This is a genomic window from Dechloromonas denitrificans, assembly GCF_020510685.1.
Lineage (GTDB): Bacteria > Pseudomonadota > Gammaproteobacteria > Burkholderiales > Rhodocyclaceae > Azonexus > Azonexus denitrificans_A.
Genome location: NZ_CP075185.1, coordinates 4,436,565 through 4,460,719, shown reverse-complemented (window position 1 = coordinate 4,460,719; position 24,155 = coordinate 4,436,565). Strand labels below are relative to the sequence as shown.

The 24,155-nt window shown below is 63.5% G+C and carries 20 protein-coding genes; 6 read left to right on the top strand and 14 right to left on the bottom strand.

Features of this window, described 5'->3' with window-relative positions; genetic code table 11:
• Positions 1-123 precede the first annotated feature (123 nt).
• Genes scpA through accC form a run of 4 tightly spaced genes read left to right on the top strand, consistent with a single transcriptional unit; the run spans position 124 to position 6,892 of the window.
• Complete coding sequence (gene scpA, locus KI611_RS21210) at positions 124-2,274, top strand: methylmalonyl-CoA mutase (protein WP_226417633.1); 2,151 nt, start codon at positions 124-126, stop codon at positions 2,272-2,274.
• A 7-nt stretch (positions 2,275-2,281) separates the two neighbouring features.
• On the top strand, positions 2,282-3,292 hold the full coding sequence (meaB, locus tag KI611_RS21205) for a methylmalonyl Co-A mutase-associated GTPase MeaB (RefSeq protein WP_226417632.1): 1,011 nt from the start codon (positions 2,282-2,284) through the stop codon (positions 3,290-3,292).
• 39 nt (positions 3,293-3,331) lie between these two features.
• The gene (locus KI611_RS21200; protein WP_226417631.1) at positions 3,332-4,867 is read left to right on the top strand and encodes an acyl-CoA carboxylase subunit beta; all 1,536 of its coding nucleotides are present in this window, start codon (positions 3,332-3,334) and stop codon (positions 4,865-4,867) included.
• A 21-nt stretch (positions 4,868-4,888) separates the two neighbouring features.
• Complete coding sequence (accC, locus tag KI611_RS21195) at positions 4,889-6,892, top strand: acetyl-CoA carboxylase biotin carboxylase subunit (protein WP_226417630.1); 2,004 nt, start codon at positions 4,889-4,891, stop codon at positions 6,890-6,892.
• 93 nt (positions 6,893-6,985) lie between these two features.
• Here the strand turns inward: accC and KI611_RS21190 are convergent, their stop codons facing one another.
• Positions 6,986-8,521, bottom strand: coding sequence for a hypothetical protein (locus tag KI611_RS21190; RefSeq protein ID WP_226417629.1), 1,536 nt, complete (start codon positions 8,519-8,521; stop codon positions 6,986-6,988).
• 29 nt (positions 8,522-8,550) lie between these two features.
• Between KI611_RS21190 and KI611_RS21185 the strand changes: the two genes are divergently transcribed.
• Positions 8,551-8,814 (top strand): hypothetical protein, encoded by a 264-nt coding sequence (locus KI611_RS21185; RefSeq protein WP_226417628.1) that lies wholly within the window; start codon positions 8,551-8,553, stop codon positions 8,812-8,814.
• Here the strand turns inward: KI611_RS21185 and KI611_RS21180 are convergent, their stop codons facing one another.
• From KI611_RS21180 to KI611_RS21125, 12 genes are all read right to left on the bottom strand, one after another.
• Positions 8,815-9,747: an exopolyphosphatase gene (locus KI611_RS21180; RefSeq protein ID WP_226417627.1), complete on the bottom strand. Its 933-nt coding sequence runs from the start codon at positions 9,745-9,747 to the stop codon at positions 8,815-8,817. It lies immediately after the preceding gene.
• Positions 9,748-9,828: 81 nt separating this feature from the next.
• Complete coding sequence (napF, locus tag KI611_RS21175; RefSeq protein ID WP_226417626.1) at positions 9,829-10,305, bottom strand: ferredoxin-type protein NapF; 477 nt, start codon at positions 10,303-10,305, stop codon at positions 9,829-9,831.
• A gap of 10 nt (positions 10,306-10,315) precedes the next feature.
• Positions 10,316-11,158, bottom strand: coding sequence for a c-type cytochrome biogenesis protein CcmI (ccmI, locus tag KI611_RS21170; RefSeq protein WP_226417625.1), 843 nt, complete (start codon positions 11,156-11,158; stop codon positions 10,316-10,318).
• On the bottom strand, positions 11,155-11,628 hold the full coding sequence (locus KI611_RS21165) for a cytochrome c-type biogenesis protein (protein ID WP_226417624.1): 474 nt from the start codon (positions 11,626-11,628) through the stop codon (positions 11,155-11,157). Before KI611_RS21165 ends, ccmI begins: the two co-directional genes overlap by 4 nt.
• Positions 11,625-12,209: a DsbE family thiol:disulfide interchange protein gene (locus tag KI611_RS21160; RefSeq protein ID WP_226417623.1), complete on the bottom strand. Its 585-nt coding sequence runs from the start codon at positions 12,207-12,209 to the stop codon at positions 11,625-11,627. The genes KI611_RS21165 and KI611_RS21160 overlap by 4 nt, the downstream gene beginning before the upstream one ends.
• On the bottom strand, positions 12,206-14,200 hold the full coding sequence (locus KI611_RS21155) for a heme lyase CcmF/NrfE family subunit (protein ID WP_226417622.1): 1,995 nt from the start codon (positions 14,198-14,200) through the stop codon (positions 12,206-12,208). Before KI611_RS21155 ends, KI611_RS21160 begins: the two co-directional genes overlap by 4 nt.
• A gap of 2 nt (positions 14,201-14,202) precedes the next feature.
• Positions 14,203-14,688 (bottom strand): cytochrome c maturation protein CcmE, encoded by a 486-nt coding sequence (gene ccmE, locus KI611_RS21150; protein ID WP_226417621.1) that lies wholly within the window; start codon positions 14,686-14,688, stop codon positions 14,203-14,205.
• Positions 14,685-14,885: a heme exporter protein CcmD gene (gene ccmD, locus KI611_RS21145; protein WP_226417620.1), complete on the bottom strand. Its 201-nt coding sequence runs from the start codon at positions 14,883-14,885 to the stop codon at positions 14,685-14,687. Before ccmD ends, ccmE begins: the two co-directional genes overlap by 4 nt.
• Positions 14,885-15,631 carry a heme ABC transporter permease CcmC gene (gene ccmC / locus KI611_RS21140; RefSeq protein WP_226417619.1) on the bottom strand — a complete coding sequence of 249 codons (747 nt, stop codon included), beginning with the start codon at positions 15,629-15,631 and terminating at the stop codon, positions 14,885-14,887. Before ccmC ends, ccmD begins: the two co-directional genes overlap by 1 nt.
• Positions 15,628-16,296 (bottom strand): heme exporter protein CcmB, encoded by a 669-nt coding sequence (gene ccmB / locus KI611_RS21135; protein WP_226417618.1) that lies wholly within the window; start codon positions 16,294-16,296, stop codon positions 15,628-15,630. The genes ccmC and ccmB overlap by 4 nt, the downstream gene beginning before the upstream one ends.
• The gene (gene ccmA, locus KI611_RS21130; RefSeq protein WP_226417617.1) at positions 16,296-16,910 is read right to left on the bottom strand and encodes a cytochrome c biogenesis heme-transporting ATPase CcmA; all 615 of its coding nucleotides are present in this window, start codon (positions 16,908-16,910) and stop codon (positions 16,296-16,298) included. The genes ccmB and ccmA overlap by 1 nt, the downstream gene beginning before the upstream one ends.
• 130 nt (positions 16,911-17,040) lie before the next feature.
• Entirely contained in the window at positions 17,041-18,042 is a 1,002-nt protein-coding gene (locus tag KI611_RS21125) for a cytochrome-c peroxidase (RefSeq protein ID WP_226417616.1), read from the bottom strand.
• Positions 18,043-18,211: 169 nt separating this feature from the next.
• On the opposite strand from KI611_RS21125, the gene KI611_RS21120 reads away from it, so the two are divergent.
• The gene (locus KI611_RS21120; protein WP_226417615.1) at positions 18,212-19,117 is read left to right on the top strand and encodes a hydrogen peroxide-inducible genes activator; all 906 of its coding nucleotides are present in this window, start codon (positions 18,212-18,214) and stop codon (positions 19,115-19,117) included.
• Here the strand turns inward: KI611_RS21120 and KI611_RS21115 are convergent.
• Positions 19,099-24,111 carry an EAL domain-containing protein gene (locus KI611_RS21115; RefSeq protein WP_226417614.1) on the bottom strand — a complete coding sequence of 1,671 codons (5,013 nt, stop codon included), beginning with the start codon at positions 24,109-24,111 and terminating at the stop codon, positions 19,099-19,101. The genes KI611_RS21120 and KI611_RS21115 overlap by 19 nt on opposite strands.
• Positions 24,112-24,155 lie beyond the last annotated feature (44 nt).

Genomic DNA, 24,155 nt, shown 5'->3' with positions numbered 1-24,155 from the left:
CTTGCGTCCATAATTATGGATAAAGTATTATGCTGGGCTTGGTATGTCAAGCTGGGCCCGGAAGCGTAGAATTTTGGATTCTGCAGCATCGGCCTGAAAAATCGAATCGGCGAAAGGTGTCTCATGTCTGAAAAATTCTTTGATTCCAATAACCTGGATGCCTGGACCAAGGCAGCCGCGAAACACTCTCCGGGTGGCGAAGTCAGGAATCTGGACTGGAATACGCCGGAAGGTCTGGCGGTCAAGGCGTTGTACACCAAAGCCGACGTCGAGTCGCTGGAATTCGCCGACACCCTGCCCGGCTTCGCACCTTATCTGCGTGGCCCGCAGCCGACGATGTACGCCGTCAAGCCGTGGACCATCCGCCAGTACGCCGGCTTCTCCACCGCCGAGGCCTCCAATGCCTTCTACCGCAAGGCACTGGCCGCCGGCGGTCAGGGCGTCTCGGTGGCTTTCGATCTGGCGACGCACCGCGGCTACGACTCCGACAATGCCCGCGTCACCGGCGACGTCGGCAAGGCCGGCGTCGCGATCGACTCGGTCGAAGACATGAAGATCCTCTTCGACAGCATTCCGCTCGACAAAGTCTCGGTGTCGATGACGATGAACGGCGCCGTGCTGCCGATTCTCGCCGGCTACATCGTTGCCGCCGAAGAACAGGGCGTGGCGCAGGACCAGTTATCCGGCACCATCCAGAACGACATCCTCAAAGAATTCATGGTGCGGAACACCTACATCTATCCGCCCAAGCCGTCGATGAAGATCATCGCCGACATTTTCGGCTACACGGCGCAGCACATGCCGAAATTCAACTCGATCTCGATTTCCGGCTATCACATCCAGGAAGCCGGCGCCAACCAGGCCATCGAGCTCGCCTTCACGCTGGCCGACGGCATGGAATACGTGCGCACCGGCGTCGCGTCCGGCATGGACGTCGATACGTTTGCCGGCCGCCTGTCCTTCTTCTGGGCGGTGGGCATGAATTTCTACCTGGAAATCGCCAAGATGCGTGCTGCCCGTTTGCTGTGGCACCGCATCATGACCAAGTTCAATGCCAAGAGCCCGAAGTCGATGATGCTGCGCACGCACAGCCAGACTTCTGGCTGGTCGCTGACCGAGCAGGACCCGTACAACAACGTCGTCCGCACCACCATCGAAGCGATGGCGGCGGTCTTCGGTGGCACCCAGTCGCTGCACACCAACGCGCTCGACGAAGCGATCGCGCTGCCGACCGAGTTCTCGTCGCGCATCGCCCGCAACACGCAGCTGATCATCCAGGAAGAAACCCACATCACCAATGTCGTCGATCCGTGGGCTGGTTCCTACATGATGGAGAAGCTGACCCAGGACATGGCCGACAAGGCCTGGGGCATCATCGAGGAAATCGAGGCGATGGGCGGCATGACCAAGGCCGTCGAATCCGGCTGGGCCAAGATGCAGGTCGAAACCTGCGCGGCCGACAAGCAGGCGCGCATCGACTCCGGCAAGGACGTCATCGTCGGCGTCAACAAGTACAAGCTGGCCAAGGAAGACGCGATCGACATTCTCGATATCGACAACCATGCCGTGCGTGACGCGCAGGTCGCCCGCCTGAAGAACATCCGCGCCAGCCGCGATAGCGCTGCCGTCAATGCGGCTCTCGAAGCCTTGACAGCGGCCGCTGAGTCCGGTCAGGGCAACCTGCTCGACCTGACCGTCAAGGCGATGCGTCTGCGCGCCACGGTCGGTGAAGTGTCCGACGCCCTGGAAAAGGTCTTCGGCCGTTTCCGCGCCAACAACCAGACCATTTCGGGAGTGTACGGAGGTGTCGTGGAAGGTCAGGAAAGCTGGGAAAGCATCAAGGCCGATATCGCCAAGTTCGCCGAAGAAGAAGGCCGCCGGCCGCGCATCATGATCGCCAAGCTCGGTCAGGACGGTCATGACCGGGGCGCTAAGGTGGTGGCCACCGCTTTCGCCGACCTCGGCTTCGACATCGACATGGGACCGCTGTTCCAGACGCCGGACGAGGCGGCCCGCCAGGCCATTGAAAACGACGTCCATGCGATCGGTGTCTCGTCGCTGGCCGCCGGCCACAAGACGCTGCTGCCGGAGCTGGTCAAGTCGCTGCAGGCGCAAGGCGCCGACGACATCATCGTGTTCGCTGGCGGGGTCATTCCGGCCCAGGATTACGACTATCTCTACCAGGCTGGCGCCAAGGCCATCTTCGGGCCGGGCACCCGGATCGAGGATTCCGCCATTCGCGTGCTGGAAGAAATTCGCAAGGCCCGCGGCTGATCACTGGATGAATTTGCGCGATAGCCACGTGCCGACTCATTCTCTTTCGTCGGCCGACCAGACGCTGATCGATGGCGTGCTGGCCGGTCAGCGGCGGGCGCTCGCCAAGGCCATCACGCTGATCGAATCGACCCGTGCCGATCATCAGCAACGGGCCCAGCAGGTGCTGAACGCCTTGCTGCCGAAAACCGGCGGTGCCATTCGGGTCGGCATTTCCGGGGTGCCGGGAGCCGGTAAATCGACTTTCATCGAGGCGCTCGGCGTCTGGCTGATCGAGCAGGGCAAGAAGCTGGCTGTGCTCGCCGTCGACCCCTCGTCGTCGGTGTCCGGTGGCTCCATCCTCGGCGACAAGACGCGCATGGAGCAGTTGTGCCAGCGCGAGGAAGCCTTCATCCGGCCTAGTCCGTCGGCCGGTTCGCTGGGCGGCGTGGCCGAGAAGACGCGCGAAGCGATGTTGTTGTGCGAGGCGGCCGGCTTCGACGTGATCATCGTCGAAACGGTCGGGGTCGGTCAGTCGGAAACGACGGTGGCCGGCATGGTCGATATCTTCTGTCTGCTGCAGTTGCCGAATGCCGGCGACGATTTGCAGGCGATCAAGAAGGGCATCGTCGAGATCGCCGATCTGGTGGTCATCAACAAGGCCGATATCGACCCGCGCGCCAGCGCAGTGGTCCGCGCCCAATGGAAGAACGCGCTGCACATGCTGCGCCCGGCCTCAAAGAACTGGTCGCCACCGGTCCTGACCGCCAGTGCCTTGCACAAGGAAGGCATCGTCGAGTTCTGGGAAGCGATCGAGAAATACCGCACGGCGCTGACGCCGACCGGCGAATTCGCCGCCAAGCGCCAGCATCAATCCTTGAGCTGGATGTGGCAACTGATCGATTCCGGTTTGCGCCAGCATTTCCGGCATCACCCGCGCGTCCGGGAAAATCTGCCGGCGCTGACTTTATCCGTCGAACAGGGCAATACGACTCCGGCTGCCGCCGCGTATGCGCTGCTCGATTATCTGAAACACTGATTTCTTTGAATTACCCGCACCATTTAGGGAGATTCCTCTATGCATGACATCATTCGACAGCTGGAAGAAAAGCGTGAATTGGCCCGCCTCGGCGGTGGCCAGAAGCGCATCAACAGCCAGCACAAGAAGGGCAAGCTGACCGCCCGCGAACGTATCGAGCTACTGCTCGATCCGGAATCCTTCGAAGAGTGGGATTTGTTCAAGGAGCACCGCTGTACCGATTTCGGTATGGATCAGGCTGAAAAGATCCCCGGCGACGGCGTGGTCGTCGGCTACGGTACGGTCAACGGCCGTCTGGTCTTCGTTTTCTCGCAGGACTTCACTGTATTCGGCGGTTCGCTGTCGGAAACCCACGCCGAGAAGATCTGCAAGGTGATGGACCATGCAATGAAGGTCGGCGCCCCGGTGATCGGCCTCAATGACTCGGGCGGCGCCCGCATCCAGGAAGGCGTTGCCTCCCTCGGCGGCTATGCCGACGTGTTCCAGCGCAATGTGATGGCCTCCGGCGTCGTGCCGCAGATCTCGATGATCATGGGCCCCTGTGCCGGTGGCGCGGTGTACTCGCCGTCGATGACCGATTTCATCTTCATGGTGAAAGATTCGTCCTACATGTTCGTGACCGGTCCGGAAGTCGTCAAGACCGTGACCCACGAAGACGTTACCGCCGAAGAACTGGGTGGTGCCGTGACCCACACCAGCAAATCCGGTGTCGCCGACCTGGCCTTCGAGAACGACGTCGAAGCGCTCGGCATGCTGCGCCGCTTCATGAATTTCCTGCCGGCCAACAACCGCGAAAAGCCGCCGGTCACGCCGACCAACGATCCGGTCGACCGCTTCGACTATTCGCTCGACACGCTGGTGCCGGACAATACGAACAAGCCGTACGACATGAAGGAACTGCTCGTCAAAGTGGTCGACGACAATGACTTCTTCGAATTGCAGGCTGATTACGCCAAGAACATCATCATCGGCTTCGGCCGCATCGACGGCCATCCGGTCGGCATCGTCGCCAACCAGCCGCTGGTGCTGGCCGGCTGTCTGGACATCAAGTCCTCGATCAAGGCCGCCCGTTTCGTCCGTTTCTGCGACGCCTTCAACATTCCGGTCGTCACCTTTGTCGATGTGCCGGGCTTCATGCCGGGCACCCAGCAGGAATACGGCGGCATCATCAAGCACGGCGCCAAGCTGCTTTACGCCTATGCCGAATGTACCGTGCCGAAGGTTACCGTGATCACCCGCAAAGCCTACGGCGGCGCTTACGACGTGATGTCGTCCAAGCACCTGCGCGGCGACGTCAACCTCGCCTGGCCGTCGGCTGAAATCGCCGTGATGGGGCCGAAGGGTGCCGTCGAGATCATCTTCCGCGAAGAGAAGAGCAATCCGGAGAAGCTGGCCGAGCGCGAAGCCGAGTACAAGGAAAAATTCGCCAACCCGTTTGTCGCCGGCGCCCGTGGCTTCATCGACGACGTCATCATGCCGCACGCTACCCGCAAGCGCATCGCTCGCTCGCTGGCCATGCTGCGCGACAAGAAACTCGACAATCCGTGGCGCAAGCACGGCAACATTCCTCTGTAAGCGTCAGGGAGAAACAGGAATATGTTCAAGAAAATTCTGATCGCCAACCGCGGTGAAATTGCCTGCCGCGTCATCAAGACCGCCCGCAAGATGGGCATTCTGACGGTTGCCGTCTATTCCGAAGCCGACAAGGATGCGTTGCACGTCGACCTGGCCGACGAAGCCGTCTGTATCGGCCCGGCCGCCTCGAAAGAATCGTATCTGGTCATGGACAAGATCATCGCCGCCTGCAAGCAGACCGGCGCCGAGGCTGTCCACCCGGGTTACGGCTTCCTGTCCGAGAACGCCACGTTCTCGCGCCGCCTGGAAGAAGAAGGCATCAAGTTCATCGGCCCGAAGCACTATTCAGTGGCCAAGATGGGCGACAAGATCGAGTCCAAGAAGCTGGCCATCGCCGCTCAGGTCAACACCATCCCGGGTTACAACGATGCCATCGCCGGTCCGGACGAAGCCGTCAAGATCGCCCAGGGCATCGGTTACCCGGTGATGATCAAGGCTTCCGCCGGCGGCGGCGGCAAGGGTCTGCGCGTTGCCTTCAACGATGCCGAAGCCCACGAAGGCTTCTCGTCCTGCGTCAATGAAGCCCGCAATTCCTTCGGTGACGACCGCGTCTTCATCGAAAAGTACGTGCTCGAGCCGCGTCACATCGAAATCCAGGTGCTCGGCGACAGCCACGGCAACTACGTGTACCTGAATGAGCGTGACTGCTCGATCCAGCGTCGTCACCAGAAGGTCATCGAAGAGGCGCCGAGCCCCTTCGTCGATCCCGAAATGCGCAAGGCGATGGGCGAACAGGCTGTCGCCCTGGCCCGTGCCGTGAATTACGAATCGGCCGGGACGGTCGAGTTCGTCGTTTCCGGTGCGACCAAGGAGTTCTACTTCCTGGAAATGAACACCCGTCTGCAGGTGGAACACCCGGTCACCGAACTGATCACCGGCCTCGACCTGGTCGAACAGATGATCCGTGTCGCCTACGGTGAAAAGCTGCCGCTCAGCCAGGCCGATGTCACCATCAACGGGTGGGCCATGGAATGCCGGATCAATGCCGAAGACCCGTTCCGCGGCTTCCTGCCCTCCACCGGTCGTCTGGTCAAGTTCCAGCCGCCGAAGGAAATCGATGGCCAGGTGCGTGTCGATACCGGGGTTTACGACGGTGGCGAAATCTCGATGTTCTACGACTCGATGATTGCCAAGCTGATCGTGCACGGCGCGACCCGCGAGCAGGCGATTTCCCGCATGCGCGATGCGCTGAACGGCTTCGTGATCCGCGGCATCTCATCGAACATCCCGTTCCAGGCCGCGCTGATGCAGCACCCGCGCTTCCAGTCCGGCAACTTCAATACCGGTTTCATCGCCGACGAATACCCGAAGGGCTTCGATGCCTCGATGGTGCCGCACGACGATCCGGCGCTGCTGGTTTCGGTCGCTGCCTACGTGTACCGTGCCTTCACCGACCGCTCCGCTTCGATCACCGGCCAGCTGCAGGGTCATGAGCGCATCGTCGGCGACAAGTGGATGGTCATCCGCCTGAACAAGGACGGCAACGAGCATCACCCGGTGACGGCGCGCATCATTCCCGGCGGCTATCACATCGAGTACAAGGGCGAGAACTACGAGATCCTGTCCGACTGGAAGCTCGGCGAATCGCTGTTCAACGGCACCTGCAACGGCGAGGAATTCACGCTGCAGGTCGAGCGGCACAAGATCAAGTACAGCCTGTTCCACTGGGGCACCCGCGCCGACTTCATGGTGATGAGCGCCCGGGCCGCCGAACTGCTGGCGCTGATGCCGGAAAAGATGCCGCCTGATCTGTCGAAGTTCCTGCTTTCCCCGATGCCGGGCCTGCTCCGCGAAGTTGCGGTAACGGTCGGTCAGGACGTGAAGGCCGGCGAAAAGCTGGCCGTCATCGAAGCCATGAAGATGGAAAACATCCTCAAGGCCGACCAGGACTGCAAGGTCAAGAAGATCTCCGCGGCGGCCGGCGAAAGCCTGTCGGTGGATCAGATCATCATCGAGTTTGAATGATCGCAAGCGACCGTTTCTGACGGTCGCTTGCACCCCGCAGCACAGCGCGGGGTGAGGCATGCAAGGCCCGTCTCCGGACGGGCCTTTTTTCTGTCAGGCCAACCGGCAGCCGTACCGAACGTAATCGACGCCGCGCTCCAAGACATCGGTCGGCACCAGGTGTTCCAGCGAAGCGCCGTCAAGCGCCAGGCCGACATCGAGACGGGCGCCGGCGTTGGCCGGCAGGATCAGCGACACGGCATCGGCGCTACGCAGCAGGAAGGCGGGGATGCGCGGTGCGCGCTGGGCGTGGCTGGCCGGCCGTTTCAAGCTGCAGGCCTCGACTTTTTCCTCATACCAGTGCAGGCCGCCGGTCAGTGCCTCGGCGGCTGTCGTCTGCAGGCCGAAGAGTACGCCGAGACGGGGCTTGCCCTGGCTGGTCGAGGCGATCAGGCAGGGGGCCAGGCGGCGTGTGACCTGCAGATCCGGTGGCCGAACCGCCATGCCATCGACCATCGTCCAGACTTCGCCCGGCACGTTGAGTTTCTTCACCGCGGTCGGCATCTGCGAGACGCGATCGAAGCCGAACATTGCCAGTCGGTCGTGGGCCAGGGCGGTGCTGCTGGCCTCCAGATTGCCTACGGGATTGAGGAAGTCACCGGCAAAAATGGCATAGGCATTTTCGGCGCCAAAGGCGATCTCGATTTCACCGATCTCGGTTGATGCGGCCCGTTGCGGCGACTTCAGGCTGGCAGCGAGTTCAGTGAGCAGGCGGATGCTGGCTGCTGGCGAGAGTTCGCGGCCGAGCTTCAGCGATTCCGGTGACTGACCGGCCTGGAGCGCCTCAAGGCGGTGGCGAATCTTGCGCGCCACCGGGCGGACATCAAGCCAGCGCGGGATGCCTTCTGGCAATTGGCCGCCAAAGAGTGGCAGCAGATCGATCGTCTGGCTCTTCGGCGTGTCGTCGGGGGTCGCCTGAAAAGTGCACAATTCCCGCCAGCGACTGAGCGCCCGGTTGGCGACGACGAGCTGCGGCGAGGTCAGGCGATACGGATCGATCAACCGGAGCAGGAAGGCCCAGGCCAGATGGCCGGCGATATTGGCTTCGCCGAGATGGCGAAAGTCCGGGTCGGCCAGCGGCTGGCGCAACACCCCGTTGCTTTCCGCCTGGGCAAGAACGCCAAAGAGCAGGCGGTCGAGCAATTCGGGGCATTGCCGGGCGGCCTGGAAGTGGCAGTATTCGGCCATCCGGAAGGCGCAGGCGGCGCGGTTCAGCGGCAGGCCTTTCTCGGCCGGCGGAAATTGCGGGGCGAGACGCAAGTAGGCGACGCCCAGCCGGGTCCATAAGCCATGTGCGTGCTCGAAGCAGCGTTGGTCATCTTCCGGCATCGGCAAGGCTTTGCGGAAATAGCGCGCTTCCAGGTTCTCCTGGGCCGGCACCGCTGCCGCGCGCAGCAGGTTGAGCAGTTCGAGGGCCTCGGCGGGGGGCAGGGCCGAGCCGTCGATCGCCTCGATCTGCAGGCGCAGGGCGGCCACCATGTGCAGTGCCTGGGCTTGCGGTTGGGCGGCAAGCCAGGCGCGGGCCGAAGCGCCGTCGTGAAAGGCGAGGGTGATGTTCCGGCGCGGTTCGGGCAGAGCTAGCCAGTGCATGTGGGCTCCTTTCGGCGTATCCTGAAGCCATGAGTGGATTTGAACATTATGAACGCGAACTGGCCGATCTCGATCACGAGATTCGTCGCTACGCGGCCATTTGCCGGGTCGACCTGGGCAATCGCCATGAAATCGATGCCTGTCTGCGCGACCATCACGATACCTGGGCGGCGGACAAGGCGCGCTCCAGCCTGCAGGGCTTGCTGGTCTTGCGCATCAAGCTGGAGGCGGAGATGCTCGAACTGGGCTTTTCACCGCCGCCGCTCATTCCGCCTGCCCCGCCCGAAGTCTGATCAACCGTCGGCGTTGATCCGCGCGATCAGCGCGCTCAGCGTGGCTTCCGCCTGGTCGTTGGCGACCTGGCAGGTACCGGCCGCCTGGTGGCCGCCGCCGCCGTATTGCAGCATCAATTCGCCGACGTTGGTCTTGCTCCCCCGGTCGAGAATCGATTTGCCGGTGGCCAGCACGGTGTTCTGCTTCTGGACGCCCCACAGGACATGGACGGAAATATTGGTCTGCGGGAACAGCGCGTAGATCATGAAGCGATTGGTCGCCCAGATCGTTTCCTCATGGCGCAGGTCGAGGACCACCAGATTCTTGTACACCGTGCTGCAGCGCAGGATCTGATCCTTGGCTTTTTCCGACTGTTCGAAATACAGCTCGACCCGCTCCTTGACGTCCGGTAGCGCCAGGATCTCGTCGATGCCGTGATTGCGGCAGTATTTGATCAGATCCATCATCAGCGTGTAGTTGCTGATCCGGAACTCGCGGAAGCGGCCCAGCCCGGTGCGGGCATCCATCAGATAATTGAGCAGAACCCAGCCGGTCGGCTTGAGGATTTCATCGCGGCTGAATTGCGCCGAGTCGCTTTTGTCGACCGCCGCCATCATGTCGTCGGCGACCGCCGGGAAGGCCTTTTTGCCACCGTAGTAGTTATAGACGACCCGCGCCGCCGACGGGGCATCCGCTTCGATGATGTGATTCTTGCGCTCGCCGCTATTGCGAATGGTTTCCGACAGGTGATGGTCGAAAGCCAGATGGGCGTTGGCAACATAGGGCAGATTGGTGGTGATGTCGCGCGCCGTGATGTCGATCTTGCCATCCTGCATGTCTTTCGGATGGACAAACTTGATGTCGTCGATCAGGTCCAGTTCATTGAGCAGCACGGCACAAACCAGGCCGTCGAAATCGCTGCGGGTGACGAGGCGGAATTTTTGTTGGGTCATCTTCTGTGGTCTCCGGTGAGCGGGGGAATCAGGGCAATTTAAGCACAACACGCATACCGATGTTGTGAAAGGAACCGTGATTTAACGGATGGCGATGGCCTGGCTCGGGCAAGGTGCCAGACAGGCACCGCAGCCGGTGCATTGCTCGGTCGCGATCTCCGGCAGCGGGCTGCCGCCGAGGCGGGGCGTGAAACGGATCGCCCGGACGTCGCAGAAATCGCCGCAGACCCGGCATTCGACACCCCGGCGGGCCAGGCAAAGGTCGCTGATGAGCGCCTTGATGGTCCATGGCACCCGGCTGTCGTCGCGGAGCAGCGCCTGCGGTCGGCAGACCTTGACGCATTCGCCGCAGAAGGTGCATTCGGCGCGGCTGAAATCGACCGTCGGGTAGCCGCCGTCGCCGGCGATCAGAATCGCCTGCGGGCAGGCCGGCAGGCAGTCGTTGCAGCGCGTGCAGCGGTCGATGAAAGCCGCCTCGGCGAGCGCCCAGGGGGGCCGGATTTCGGCCTTGGGGCGTGGCCGGCCACGGAGGAAACCGCGGCGGCTGACGTCGACCATCGAATCCGCCCTATTTCGCCTGTTTCATCTTGTCGATGCCGCTGCGCAGCATCTGGTCGATCTCAGAGCCCGGTTCGACCTGCGGCAGCAGGGCTTCCCAGTAGGCGATGCCTTGCTTGCTGTCGCCCGCTTCCATGGCGGCGGCACCGGCCAGGAAGAGCGCGTGGCCATTGTTCGGGTCGAGTTTCAGGGCCCGGTTGACCAGTTGTTGCGGTTTGCCGGTCAGGCCTTTGCCGGCTGCCATGGCGAGTGTTTCGGCATAGCTGGCGAGCAGTTCCGGGTCGTCGTTGATGGCCTTCTCGGCCTTGCCGTAAGCCGCCGCAGCTTCTTCGTAGCGGCCCATGGTCTTGTACGAACGGGCCAGCATCAGCCAGCCCTGCATGTCGTCCGGATTGGCCTGCATGCGCTCGGCCAGCTTGGCCACCATGGCGTTGATTTTTTCCGGCGTCATCTGGGCCGGGCTGGCGGTCTGCGCCGGGTCGAGGGCTTTCGGGTTACCGAGAATGCCGTAGGCGAGCAGAGCCAGGATCGGCATCAGCAGCAACACGGCGATGGCGGTTTTGCGGCTCGGCCCCTGGACGGCGAGCGGCGTGGCGGCGTTGCCTTCGCTCGGCACCTCTTCGACCAGCCGCCGCTGCAATTCGCTCCGTGCCTGATCGAAATCGGCAGCGGCCAGCGTGCCGTCGGATTTTTCGCGGTCGAGGTCGGCCAACTGGTCGCGGAAGATGGCGAGGTTGGCTTCCTGGCGGTCGATTTTCTTGTTGTTCGGGCGCAGGCCCAGCCAGAGCGGCGGCAACACGAAAGCGGCGACGACCACGATGAGCAGGGTGGCGTAGATGGCGAACTGGGTCATTTGGTATCGGGTTCCTTGAGCAGCGCTTCGGCGCGGCTGGCTTCATCGGCGGACAGCGGACGTTCATCGGCCAGACGGCCGGCTCGCCGGCGCAGGTAGCGCTGCAGCATGAAGAGGCCGAACAGCATCAGGGCCAGCGGGCCGCCCCAGAGGAGCAGCGTGATGCCCTTGAGCGGCGGCCGGTAGAGGACGAAGTCGCCGTAGCGGACGACCATGAAGTCGATGATCTCGGTATTGCTCTTGCCTTCCTTGATCATGCCGCGAATCTCGCGGCGCAGATCCTGGGCCAGCTCGGCATTGGAGTCGGCGATGGTCTGGTTCTGGCAGACCAGGCAGCGCAGCTCGGCGGACATTTCCTGCAGGCGTTTTTCGGCCACCGGATCGGCGGCCAGGGCCGCTTCCGTGGCGCTCGAGGCGATGGCGGCGGTCGAGCCGAACAGCAGGGCAAAAATCAGGGCGCGGACGATCATTTATTCAGCTCTGCCAGCAAGGGCATGATTTTTTTACCCAGCACATCCGGCGTGATCGGGCCGGTATGCTTCATGCGGATGACCCCGGCCTTGTCGATGACGTAGGTTTCCGGCACGCCATAGACGCCGTAATCGATGCCGACGCGGCCATCGAGATCCATCGCGGTCAGCGTGTACGGGTCGCCGTGTTCGGCCAGCCACTTGTTGGCCCGCTGGTCGGCGAGCTTCTTTTCGTCGTCGGCCGGCATCTTGCTCATGTCGAACGCGCCGTCGCCGCGCACTTCCTTGTAGTTCAGCCCGATCAGCGGCACGGCTTTCTGCTTCGAGAATTCGACCAGTACCGGATGCTCGGCCCGGCAGGAGACGCACCACGAAGCCCAGACATTGATCAGCCAGACCTTGCCGCGCAGGTCCTGCGGGCTGAAGGTCTTGTCCGGTGTGCCGAGAACCTTCAGTGTGAAGGCCGGTGCCGGCTTGCCGACGAGCGGCGAAGGCACGTCGCGCGGATTCAGGCCGAGGCCGACGGCGAGCAGGGCGACGAGGGCGGCGAAGGCACCCAGGATCCAGTAATAACGATTCATGCGGGTTGAGTTCCAGCCGGAGTTTTGACCGCCGAGGCGGCGCGGGATTTGACGCGATAGCGCCGGTCGAGCATGGCCAGCAGGCCGCCCAGCGCCATCAGGATGCAACCGGCCCAGATCCAGTCGACGAAGGGCTTGTAATAGACGCGCACGGCCCATTCGCCTTCCGGCTTGTCGCGCTCGATCGGTTCGCCGAGCGAGACATAAACGTCGCGCAGGAAACCGGCGTCGATCGCCGCCTCGGTCATCGGCATGGCCGACGAATGATAGTTGCGCTTCTCCGGGTTCATCTTGCGCTGCACCTTGCCGTTGATGGCCAGATCGAAATCGCCCTGGGCGGCCACGTAGTTCGGTCCCTCGACGGTCTTGACGCCATTGAAGGTGAAACTGTAACCGGCGACCTCGACGGTATCGCCCTGCGCCATCTTGATGTCCTTTTCCTGCTCGAAGCTCATCACCATGGTGACGCCGACGACGAAGACGGCGATGCCGATATGGGCTAGATGCATGCCGAAGAAGCTGCGCGGCTGTTTCAGGGCAGCCCGCAGGAAGGACTGGCCGGCCCGGGTACGCTGCACCCGTTCGACGAAATTGAGCACGGCGCCGAGGGTGATCCAGGTGGCGAGCAGGATGCCGAGGCCGGTCAGCGCCGACCAGTGGCCGTAGAGCAGCGGCACGGCAATGGCGACGAGCAGCGCGGCGAGCATGGCCCAGCGCAAGGTGCGCAAAATCTCGCGGATCGATGCCGCTTTCCAGCGGGCGAAGGGGGCGACGGCCATCAGGAACAGGATCGGCGTCATCACCGGGACGAAGACGGCGTTGAAGTACGGCGGCCCGACCGAAATCTTGCCGACGCCGAGCGCATCGATGAGCAGCGGGTAGAGCGTGCCGAGCAGCACGGTGGCGCAGGCGACGACCAGCAGCACGTTGTTGGTGAGCAGCAGGGATTCCCGCGAGACCAGCCCGAAACGCCCGCCCAGCCCGACTTTCGGGGCGCGCCAGGCGAACAGTGCGAGCGAGGAGCCGATGACGGCAACCAGGAAGACGAGGATGAAGATGCCGCGCGTCGGATCGGTGGCGAAGGCGTGCACCGAGGTCAGCACGCCGGAACGGACCAGGAAGGTGCCGAGCAGGGACAGCGAGAAGGCGGAAATGGCCAGCAGCACCGTCCAGTTCTTGAAGCTGCCGCGCTTTTCGGTAACCGCCAGGCTGTGGATCAACGCCGTGCCGACCAGCCAGGGCATGAACGAGGCGTTTTCGACCGGATCCCAGAACCACCAGCCGCCCCAGCCGAGTTCGTAATAGGCCCACCATGAGCCCATGGCGATGCCCAGCGTCAGGAAAATCCAGGCGGCCGTCGTCCATGGCCGCGACCAGCGCGCCCAGGCGGCGTCAAGCTGTCCGGAGAGCAGCGCGGCGATGGCGAAGGCGAAGGCCACCGAGAAGCCGACGTAGCCCATGTAGAGCAGCGGCGGATGGATGATCAGCCCAGGATCCTGAAGCAGCGGGTTGAGGTCGCGCCCTTCGGCGGCGCCAGGCAGCAGGCGGTCGAAGGGGTTGGAAGTGAACAGGATGAAGAGCAGGAAGCCGAAGGCGACCAGGCCGAGCGTGCCGAGCACACGGGCAATCATCGCTTCCGGCAGGTCGCCGGAAAAGACGCGGACGGCGAAGGCCCACCAGGAGAGCATCAGCATCCACAGCAGCAGCGAGCCTTCATGGCCGCCCCAGACAGCGGCCATCCGGTATTCGACCGGGAGCAGCGAATTGGAGTGCTGGGCGACGTAAACCACCGAGAAGTCGTTGGCGACGAAGGCCTGGACCAGGCAGGCGAAGGAGAAGGTGATGAGCAGCGCCATCGCGGTCGCCGCCGGACGGGCGACGGCGATCCAGGCGCCGCGGTTCTGGTGGGCGCCGATCAGCGGCAGCGTACCGAGCAGCAGCGCGACCAGCGTGGCGAGAATGAGGGCGAAATGGCCGATTTCCGGGATCATGCTCAGTAGCTCGCTTTCGGCTGGTCGCCAGAGGTAGAGGGGGAAACATGCTTGCCGGCAGCGCGGGCCTGGGCATCGTCGACCGCTTTGGCGGCTTCCGGCGGCATGTAGTTTTCATCGTGCTTGGCCAGCACTTCGGTCGCCGTAAACGTGCCGGCGGCAGTCAGCTTGCCTTGGGCCACGGCGCCCTTGCCTTCCTTGAAGAGGTCGGGAAGGATGCCCTTGTAATCGACCACGATGTCCTTTTCGGTATCGGTAATGACGAAGCGCAGCGTCACGCCGTCCGCCTGGCGCTGGATGCTGCCTTCCTTGACTAGGCCGCCGATGCGGAACAGCTTGTTCTGGGGCGCCTTGCCGGCCGCCACTTCGGTCGGCGTGATGTAGAGGGCGATGTTGCTGTTCAGGGCATTGAGGACCAGCGCCGCGATGATGCCGATGACGGCGAGGGCGCCGCCGATCAGGGCGAGTTTCTTGTGACGCGATTTCATTGTGCGGTGTTCCTGTTTTCAGCGCGGTTTTCAGCGCGCAGTTGGCGCTGCAAGCGTGCGATGGTGGTCCTTCGATTGCGGACGACGACAATCGGTTCAATCGCCATGATCAAGGCGGTGGCGCCGAACGAGCCCCAGACGTAAAAACCGTAGCCGCCCATGGCGATGAAGTCGGCAAAACTGTTCCAGTGGATCATCACTTTTCACCTCCGGTCAGCACGGCCTTGACCCAGTCGGTATGGCGCTCGCGTTCGAGCATGATGGTGCGGGCGCGCATCAGCGCGACGGCGATCGAATACATCCAGAAGCACATGGCCATCAGCAGCATGCCCCAGAGCATCGTTTCGGCCATCGACGACTTGGTCAGGTTGACGCTCGAGCCCTGGTGCAGCGTGTTCCACCACTTCACCGAGAAATAGATGATCGGCACATTGACCACGCCGACCAGCAGCAGCAGGCCGCCGGCCTTGTCGGCCCGGCGGGCGTCGTCGATCGCGGCGGTCAGGGCCATGTAGCCGATATAGAGGAAGAGCAGGATCAGTTCGGAGGTCAGCCGGGCATCCCAGACCCACCAGGCGCCCCACATCGGCTTGCCCCACAGGGCGCCGGTCCATAGCGAGAGGAAGGCCATCAGCGCACCGGTCGGCGCCAGCGCCTGGGCCATCATGCCTGACAGCCGGGTGTTGAAGGCTAGGCCGATGGCGGCCCAGCCGGCCATCACCAGATAGATGAACATCGACATCCAGGAGGCCGGGACGTGGATGAAGATGATCCGGTAGCCCTCGCCCTGCTGGAAGTCGGTCGGCGCGACGAGCATGCCGAGATACAGGCCGGCCAGTCCGAAGACCACCGCAACAGCGAAAAAGTAGGGAATCAGCGCGCCGGCCAGCGGGTAAAAGGTCGCCGGCGAGGCGAAGCGGTAGAGATTGAAGCGGTCTTTCATTCGAGGGCAATCTTCAAGGCAGCGGCCGATGCCCAGGGGGCGAAGCCAACAGAAGCAAAAGTAATGGCGGCGAGCAGGGAAAGGTGACCTTCCCCCCCGAGACCGGTCACCGTCGCATCCACTGCGCCAGCGCCGAATATTAGCACCGGTATGTAGAGCGGCAGCACGAGCAGCGAAAGCAGCACGCCGCCGCCGCGCAGGCCCAGCGTCAGCGCCGCGCCGATGGCGCCGATGCCGGACAGCGCCGGGGTGCCGAGCAGGATGGCGCCGGTCAGCACGAGCAGCGCATCGGCCGAGAGATCGAACTGGATGCCGAGCACCGGGGCGATCAGCGCCAGCGGCAGGCCGGAGACCAGCCAGTGAGCGATCACTTTGCCGGTAACCACCAGACCAAGCGGGTGTGGGGCGAGCGCCAGCTGTTCCAGCGTGCCGTCGCGATGATCATCGGCAAACAGCCGGGGCAGCGACAGCATGGTCGCCAGCAGCGCGGCGACCCACAGCACGCCGGGGGCCAGCTTGCGCAACAGGTCGGGTTCCGGGCCGATGCCGAGCGGAAACAGGCTGACCACGATGACGAAGAAGAACAGCGCTGAGACGATATCGGCCTGTCGCCGCATGGCCAGCTTGAGATCGCGGCCGATCACCGCCATGACAATCTTCAACATCAGGAGAGCCGCAATTCGCGGACCTGGCCGGCCGGGATGGTGACCAGCTGGTGGGTGGTCATCACCGCCATGCCGCCGCGCTGGAGGTGGCCGGAAATGATGCCGGCCAGCCAGTCGACGGCCGCCACATCGAGGGCAACGAAAGGTTCATCGAGGATCCATAGCGGGCGTTTTTCAGTGACCAGCCGGGCCAGCGCGACGCGCCGCTTCTGGCCTTGCGACAGATATTTGCAGGCCAGATCTTCGCGCCCGGCCAGGCCGACCTGCTCCAGCGCATCGATCGCTTCGTCCTCGCTGAGCGTTTCCTCGGCCAGACGGGCGGCGGCCAGCAGGTTTTCGAGCGGCGTCAATTCTTCCTTGATGGCGTTCAGATGACCGAGATAGCACAGCTCGGCCCGATATTCTTCCGACAGTTTGCGGATGTCTTGGCCCTGCCAGCGGATTTCGCCGTTTTCCGGCGGCAACAGGCCGATCAGCATGCGCAACAGGCTGGTCTTGCCGGAGCCGTTCTTGCCCTGCAGATACAGCAGTTCCCCCGCTTCCAGCCGAAAGCCGAGGCCTGCGAACAGGCGGCGCTCGCCGCGCACGCATTCCAGATTGTCAGCTTCAAGCATCAGGGGAAAACCGAAATAAATCAGTGGCAAATTATGAACGCGCAAGTGTACCGGCAGATTGACGGGAATCAAACAAACGCAGCCAATAAAAACGGGGGCCGCAGCCCCCGTTCCAGCGCGCTCGGGCGGCTTATTTGGCGAACGGCGTCGGGCGCGGCGTCGTGTCGGAAGACGGCGGCAGGATCGGCAGCGTGAAGCTCGGCTGGTCGCCGGTCAGGGTTTTCAGGAAGGCGACGACCTTGGCGTTTTCATCCTTGGTGAATTTCTTGCCGAGTTGCAGGCGCCCCATGGTGTCGACCGCTTCCGCCAACGTATTGGCGGCGCCGTCGTGGAAGTACGGATAGGTCATTTCGACGTTGCGCAGCGTCGGCACCTTGAAGTTGAAGCGGTCGGCATCCTTGCCGGTCACATCGGCCCGCCCGCCGGCCGTTGCCTTGGTCTTGTACGGCTCGACGACGCCCATCTTCTGGAAGGAATTGCCGCCGACGGCTTCGCCGTTGTGACAGGCGACGCAGCCGCTGTCCTTGAACAGTGCGTAGCCGGCCAGTTCGTCCTTGGTCAGCGCATCCTTCTTGCCGAGCAGCCACTGGTCGAAGCGGGAGTTCGGGGTCACCAGCGTCTTTTCGAACTCGGCGATGGCCAGCGTCACCTGGTCGATGTCGATCTTGGCCTTGCCGAAGACCTGTTTGAAGTCGCGCACGTAGGCCGGAATCGATTCGAGAACCCCGATGGCCAGCGTGTGCGTGAAGCCCATTTCGCCCGGATTGGCGATCGGACCGCCGGCCTGCGCCTTGAGGTCGGCGGCGCGACCGTCCCAGAACTGGGCGAGGTTCAGGCTGGAGTTCAGTACCGTCGGGGCGTTGATCGGCCCCTGCTGCCACTTGTCGCCGATCGAGGTCGGGATGTTGTCGGTGCCACCCATCGATAGGTTGTGGCAGGAGTTACAGGAGATGAAGCCCGACTTCGACAGACGCGGGTCGAAATAGAGCTTCTTGCCCAGTTCGACCATGCCCAGATTGATGTTGGCGGCCGGCTTGATCGGCTGGATCGGTTCGTCGGCAGCCTGGGCGGCGGTGTGAATGGCAAAGCTGGAAATCAGGGCAATGGCGGTCGCTAGAACGGTACGTTGCATGGTTTTGGTCCCCTCGGTTAAAAAGCTCGGTTGCCGCATTTTCCCCGTGTCGACCATGCTAAGATTGATCCAAGTCAATGAATATTATCGGTTTTTAATATGGCACCTATAGGATTTCCCTATAGTGCCTAGGGATATTAGATCCCCCGATGTCGAGCGGAGTCCCGGTATGACCCTAACTGAATTGCGTTACATCGTTGCCCTGGCGCAGGAGGGAAACTTCAGCCGGGCGGCCGAACGATGTTCCGTCAGTCAGCCCACCTTGAGTGTGGCCATCGCCCGCCTCGAGGATGAGTTGAGCGTGCAGTTGTTCGAGCGCGGCAAGGGCTTCGTCAGTCCCAGCCAGGTCGGGGTGAAAGTCGTCGAGCAGGCGCAACGGGCCTTGCAGGAAGCCGAAAAAGTGCGCCAGATCGCGATGTGCGGCCGCGATCAGCTGGCGGGGCCGTTGCGCCTCGGGGTCATTCACACCATCGGCCCTTACCTGTTGCCGCAGTTGATCCAGTCGCTGAACCGGGTGGCGCCGGGCATGCCGCTGGCCATCGAGGAAACGATGACGGCAAGCCTGGCCGAGATGCTGCGCGACAACGCGGTCGATGTGGCGATCATCGCGCTGCCTTTCGACATTCCCGGCGTCTTGACCCGGCCGCTCTACGACGAGGCGTTCAAGGTCGTCGTGCCGCGCGGCCATGCCTGGGAGGGCAAGGCGTGCATCAGTCCGGAGGAAGTCGAGGGCACCGAGGTGCTGCTGCTGAAAGCCGGCAACTGTTTTCGCGATCAGGTGCTCGATGCCTGTCCGCAGGTGAGCAGCCCGGAAACCGATGTCCGGCTCGGCCATTCGATCGGCACGATACGCTGCATGGTGGCCTCCGGGCTCGGCGTGTCGGTGTTGCCGGAAGGGGCGCTCGGGCAACCGTACAGCAGCGAACTGATCAGCATCATTCCGTTCCGTCCGCCCGAGCCGTCGCGCCGGGTCGCCCTCGCCTGGCGGGCCGGCTTCGTCCGGCCGAAGGCGATCGACGCGCTGCTGGCCGCCGTGCGCGCCCTCAATGCGCCGGCTTACCGCCTGCTGGTCTGAGCCGAGATCAGCAATTCGGCCTGGATCGAATGCAGGCATTCGCTCAGGCTGAGGCTGGCCGCCTCCAGTTCCTGCCTTAACTGCCCGCTGTCCGCCGGGTGGTCGCCGCGGCGGGCCTTGAGCAGCTGATTGCCGATTTCGTGGATGCGGACGTGGATCTGTTCCAGGGCGATGAAACCGTCGATTCCGGCATACACCTGGCTGCCCGTGCTGTGGTACCAGCGGCCGAAGCGGCAACTGTCGTGGTCGCTGTTCGGGGCCGGGGTGGTGCCGCTCGGGTCGTCGAGGCAGGCAAAGAGATTTTTCTTCCAGCGGCCGTGTTCGACCTCGGCGATCAGCATCGGCAGATCCTCGCGCGACCAGCGGAAGGCGGTGGCCGAACTCCACAGCTCGTCCGGGCGGAACCTGCTCACCCAGGCCGGCAACTGGGCGGCCGGCATTGGCCGGGCGATGCCGTAGCCCTGGGCCAGGTCGCAGCCGAGCAGCAACAGCACCAGGCCGTGTTCGACGGTTTCCACCCCTTCGGCGATCACCTTGCGCTGGAAGGCGTGCGTCAGGCCGATGACGCCTTCGACGATGGCCAGGTCGTCCGGATCGTCGAGCATGTTGCGGGTGAAGGATTGGTCGATCTTCAGCACGTCGGCCGGCAGCCGGCGGAAATAGGTCAGCGACGAGTAACCGGTACCGAAATCGTCGAGCGCGAAGCTGACGCCGAGTTTTCGGCACTCGGCGAAAATGTCGGCGGCCAGCGCGATGTCTTCGAGCGCCGCGGTTTCGAGAATTTCGAGTTCGAGCAAGGCCGGTGAAACGCTCGGGCAGGCCGCCAGCAACTCGGCCAGACGCTGGGTAAAGCCCGGGTGTTGCAGGTGGTTGCCGGCAATGTTGATGCTGACCGTCAGGTTGATCCCCTGGCTGCTCCATTGTTCGAGCTGGTGCAGCGCTTCCCGGATCACCCAGTCGCCGAGTTCGATGGACAGTTCGCTGCCCTCGATGGCGGGCAGGAACTCGGCCGGCAGCAACAGGCCGAGTTCCGGGTGTTGCCAGCGGATCAGCGCTTCGCTGCCGATCACCGTGCCGACCCGCATATTGACCTTGGGCTGGTAGTGCAGCATGAATTCGCCATCGTTCAGCCCCTGGCGGATGCGGCTGATCTCGTCGCGGCGGGCCCGGGCACGGCGGTCGTTTTCCGGGTCGAAGAGATGGAAGCGGTTGCGCCCCGCCTGCTTGGCGGCATACATCGCCTGGTCGGCATGGCGCAGCAGCGTGTCGGAGTCGGAGCCGTCCTGCGGGAAAAGGGTGACGCCGATACTGGCTGAAATCTGGATCGTGTGGCCACCGATCTGGAACGGGTGGGTCAGCGTCGAGATGACGCGGGCGATGGCGTGATCGCACTCATGGACACTGTCGAGTTCGGAGAAGAGCAGCACGAATTCGTCGCCGCCCAGCCGCGACACGGTATCGCCGCCGCGGATGCAGGTTTTCAGGCGCTGCGCCACTTCGACCAGCAGGCGGTCGCCGGTCGAATGGCCATAGAGGTCGTTGACCGGCTTGAAGCCATCGAGATCGAGGTAGCCGACGGCCAGCACCTTGTTGTTGCGCTTGGCCTGCGCCATCGCCAGTTGCATCCGGTCGCCGAGCAGCATGCGGTTGGGCAACTGGGTCAGCGCGTCGAAATGGGCCAGATGCTCGAGGCGTTCCTGATGCTGCTTGAGTAGCGTGATGTCGGAAAAGATGCCGACGAAGTGGGAGATGTCGCCGTGGCGGTTGCGCACCGTCGAGATGGTCAGCAATTCGACGAAAATCTCGCCCGATTTCTTGCGGTTCCAGACTTCGCCGCGCCAGTAGCCGGCGTCGCGGATGGTCAGCCACATCTGCCGGTAGAAATTGTCTTCGTGATGGCCGGATTTGAGCAGGTCGGCCGTCTGGCCGACGGCCTCGGCCCGGGTGTAGCCGGTCAGTTCGCTGAAGGTGGTGTTCACCTCGACGATGCGGCCCTGCGGATCGGTGATCATGATCCCCTCGTGGGCGTTGTCGAAGACGCTGGCTGCCAGTTTCTGGCGCTCCTCGGCGATCAGCCGCTCGCTGATGTCCTGGGCGACACCGAAGATGGCCGGTTGCCCGTTCCAGCGGCCGCTGACGGTGCGGGTCTCGACCATCACCGTGTCGCCGTTGCTGCGCAGGATCGGCAGGGCATACGAGGAACGCGTGCCGGCGACGATCTCGGCGACCGCCTGGCCGGCCATGGCCCGGCAATCTTCCGGGTGCACCGCGGTAATCGGCCGCCCCTTGAGGGTTTCCGGGCCGTAGCCGAGTTTTCCGGTAACCGCCTGGTTGTAATGAACGATCTTGCCGTCGTGGTCGATGACGAACAGGAAATCGGTCAGCGCATCGAACAGGCCACTGAGGTTCTGCTGGTGGCGCAGCGCTTCTTCCTGGGCGGCGAGGCGAAGCAGCGTCTGACCGAAGCTGGTGGCGAGGGCTTCGAGCGATTGCAAGGTGGTCGACGAAATCTGCGTGCTCAGGTGCCCGGCGAGATTCAGACAGGCCAGTACCTGATCGCCGACCATGATCGGCAGCACGGCCAGGCAATGCAGGCCCTCCGATTGCATCTGCTGCGCGTCGAACAGGGCATTTTCCCGGCAGTGTCGGCTGACCGAACTGCATCGGCAGATCAACTGGCCGGCCGCGATGATTGCTGCCTGCTGGCTGTCCGGTTCGTAGTCGGTGGTCTGGCCAATCAATTCCGGAGAAAAACCGCTCTCGGCCATCAGCCGATAGCCGCCATCCGGGCGCCGCCAGTAAATGCCGCCGACGTCGAATTCGTGGAAGCGCAAGGCGGCCTGCAGAATGATCTCGAACACCTGTTCGCGTGCCAGGCCGCTGGCCAGCGCCTGGGCCAGGTCATGCTCGATTTCCCGGCGCAGCGCGACGTTCTTGCGCTCGCCGATATCCTGGATCGAGGCGATCAGCACCGCGCGGCCGAAATAGCTGCCGCGCTGCAGGCGAACTTCGATGGGAAAAGTCCGGCCGTCGGCGCTCTGGCTCCAATATTCGAAAATTTGCGGCTGGCCGGCAAAGGCTTCGGCCAGGTAGCCCTCGATGATCGTGTGGTCGTTCAGGCCCGCTGCGCTGAAGTCGCGGTAATGGCGGCCGATCAGCATGGCGCGCGGGTGGCCGGACATTTGTTCGGCAATCTTGTTGGCGTCGAGGAAGCTGCGGTCTTCGCCGATGACGACGAGGGCATCGCTGGCGCTGTCGAAAATGCCGCGGAAAGTCTCCAGGCTGCTGGCCAGCATCGTCGTGCCGCGCTGATGGGCGATGACCAGGCCGCTCAGTTGGCTGGCCTGGGTGAGCAGCGCGAGGTCTTCGTCGCGTGGCCGGGCCGGAGCCTGGTGATAGACGGCAAAGGTGCCGAGCAGCTGGCCTTCCGGGCCGATCACCGGTTCCACCCAGCTGGCCACGAAGCCGCTCCGCCGGGCCAGGTCCTGGTAGTTTGTCCACCCCGTCTGGGCAAAAATATCCTCGACCACGACCCGTTCCCGCCGTGCCGCAGCGGTGCCGCACGGGCCGGCGCCCTCGGCGATCGGTGTGCCGTCGATGGCGCTGATAAAGGCCTCCGGCAGGCGCGGCGCGGCACCGCAGGTCAGCTGTTTTTCCGCCGTGTCGGCGAGCAGGATGGCGCAGCGCCAGTCCGGCATTTCAGCCTCGATCGACAGGGCGATCAGCTCCAGGATGCCGCCCAGCGGTTCGCCGCGGATCTGCCCGGCCAAGGCGGCATTGCGCAGCAGCATCGCTTCCTCGGAGCGCTTTTTACCGGAAATGTCATGGGCGAAGCCGACCGTGCCGAGCAGTCGGCCATCGTCGCTGACCACCGGCGCCTTGTAGGTTTCGTGCCAAACCGGTCGCTGATGCACGAGCAGCGTCTCGTGAATGATCTTGGCGCACCGGCCGGTCATCACTTCGCTGTCGTCGGCCTGGTAGCGGGCGGCCAGTTCCGGGGGCGAGAAGTGCAGGTCGGTCTTGCCGATCAGGTCCTCGTTCGAGGCTTGGTCGAGCGCCTCGGCCAGATAGCGATTGACGGCGAGAAAGCGCGATTCGGTGTCCTTGAGCCAGACCGGAAACGGGAAATTGTCGAGCAGGGCGCGCTGGTAGCGCTCGTTGCGCGCCGTGCGCAACAGCGCCGAGTCGCGCGACTCGGTCAGCGATAGGCGTTCGGCCAGGGCATCGTCGACCAGATCGATTTCCAGCGGGCGCATCAGCGTGTGTTCGGAGAGCAGGCCGACGGCATGGCCGGCCGCGTTGACCACGACCAGATGGCGAATGCCGCATTCGTTCATTTTTGCCGCGGCTTCGGCCAGCGAATGATGCTCGCCGATGGTGATGGCCGGTTGGGTCATTACCTCGGAAAGTGGCGGATTGTCTTCGGCTTTCAAAAACAGCCGGACGACATCGCGCTCGGTCAGGATGCCGACCGGCCGCCGGCCGTCGACGACCACGGCGCAGCTGGCCCGGGAGGCTTCCATGGCGCCCAATGCCGCATCGAGCGAGGCGTCGGGCGGCAGGCGCGGGAACAGGCGGTCCATCAACGCGTCGACATCGTTCAGATGGCGGAAGAAGTCCGGCCCGAGGTGGCGGCGGAATTCAGATTCGCTGGCGACGCCGACCGGCAGTCCGTTTTCGTCGGTGACGACGATGTGGCGTATGCCGAGGCGGGCGCCGGTGCGGTAGGCCTCGCGAAAATCCGTGGCGGCCGGGACGCAATGGACCGGCGAGGTCATCACCGCGCTGGCCGGGATCTGCATCGCCCGATGCTCGCGCATCGCGTGCAGCAGGTCGCCTTCGGTCAGAATGCCGACGGCCTGCCCATGATCGACGACGATCACCGAGGAAATACGTTTGTCGATCATCAGTGCCGCAGCTTCGCCCAGGGTTGCCGCCGGGGATACGCAACCGCTGTGGCAGCTGATCAGGTCAATGATTCTGGACGTAGTCATTCGTTGATTCTAGGGTGAGCGGCAGGAGCCGGTTGGCGTGGCGT

Excerpts from the sequence above, each read along its gene's own strand:
- KI611_RS21160 (WP_226417623.1), bottom strand. The coding sequence starts at position 12,209 with ATGAATCGTTATTACTGGATCCTGGGTGCCTTCGCCGCCCTCGTCGCC.
- KI611_RS21200 (WP_226417631.1), top strand. The coding sequence starts at position 3,332 with ATGCATGACATCATTCGACAGCTGGAAGAAAAGCGTGAATTGGCCCGC.
- KI611_RS21185 (WP_226417628.1), top strand. The coding sequence starts at position 8,551 with ATGAGTGGATTTGAACATTATGAACGCGAACTGGCCGATCTCGATCAC.
- ccmB (WP_226417618.1), bottom strand. The coding sequence starts at position 16,296 with ATGTTGAAGATTGTCATGGCGGTGATCGGCCGCGATCTCAAGCTGGCC.
- napF (WP_226417626.1), bottom strand. The coding sequence starts at position 10,305 with ATGGTCGACGTCAGCCGCCGCGGTTTCCTCCGTGGCCGGCCACGCCCC.
- meaB (WP_226417632.1), top strand. The coding sequence starts at position 2,282 with ATGAATTTGCGCGATAGCCACGTGCCGACTCATTCTCTTTCGTCGGCC.
- ccmD (WP_226417620.1), bottom strand. The coding sequence starts at position 14,885 with ATGATCCACTGGAACAGTTTTGCCGACTTCATCGCCATGGGCGGCTAC.
- KI611_RS21120 (WP_226417615.1), top strand. The coding sequence starts at position 18,212 with ATGACCCTAACTGAATTGCGTTACATCGTTGCCCTGGCGCAGGAGGGA.
- ccmE (WP_226417621.1), bottom strand. The coding sequence starts at position 14,688 with ATGAAATCGCGTCACAAGAAACTCGCCCTGATCGGCGGCGCCCTCGCC.
- accC (WP_226417630.1), top strand. The coding sequence starts at position 4,889 with ATGTTCAAGAAAATTCTGATCGCCAACCGCGGTGAAATTGCCTGCCGC.
- KI611_RS21190 (WP_226417629.1), bottom strand. The coding sequence starts at position 8,521 with ATGCACTGGCTAGCTCTGCCCGAACCGCGCCGGAACATCACCCTCGCC.
- scpA (WP_226417633.1), top strand. The coding sequence starts at position 124 with ATGTCTGAAAAATTCTTTGATTCCAATAACCTGGATGCCTGGACCAAG.
- ccmA (WP_226417617.1), bottom strand. The coding sequence starts at position 16,910 with ATGCTTGAAGCTGACAATCTGGAATGCGTGCGCGGCGAGCGCCGCCTG.
- KI611_RS21180 (WP_226417627.1), bottom strand. The coding sequence starts at position 9,747 with ATGACCCAACAAAAATTCCGCCTCGTCACCCGCAGCGATTTCGACGGC.
- ccmC (WP_226417619.1), bottom strand. The coding sequence starts at position 15,631 with ATGAAAGACCGCTTCAATCTCTACCGCTTCGCCTCGCCGGCGACCTTT.
- KI611_RS21165 (WP_226417624.1), bottom strand. The coding sequence starts at position 11,628 with ATGATCGTCCGCGCCCTGATTTTTGCCCTGCTGTTCGGCTCGACCGCC.
- KI611_RS21125 (WP_226417616.1), bottom strand. The coding sequence starts at position 18,042 with ATGCAACGTACCGTTCTAGCGACCGCCATTGCCCTGATTTCCAGCTTT.
- ccmI (WP_226417625.1), bottom strand. The coding sequence starts at position 11,158 with ATGACCCAGTTCGCCATCTACGCCACCCTGCTCATCGTGGTCGTCGCC.
- KI611_RS21155 (WP_226417622.1), bottom strand. The coding sequence starts at position 14,200 with ATGATCCCGGAAATCGGCCATTTCGCCCTCATTCTCGCCACGCTGGTC.
- KI611_RS21115 (WP_226417614.1), bottom strand. The coding sequence starts at position 24,111 with ATGACTACGTCCAGAATCATTGACCTGATCAGCTGCCACAGCGGTTGC.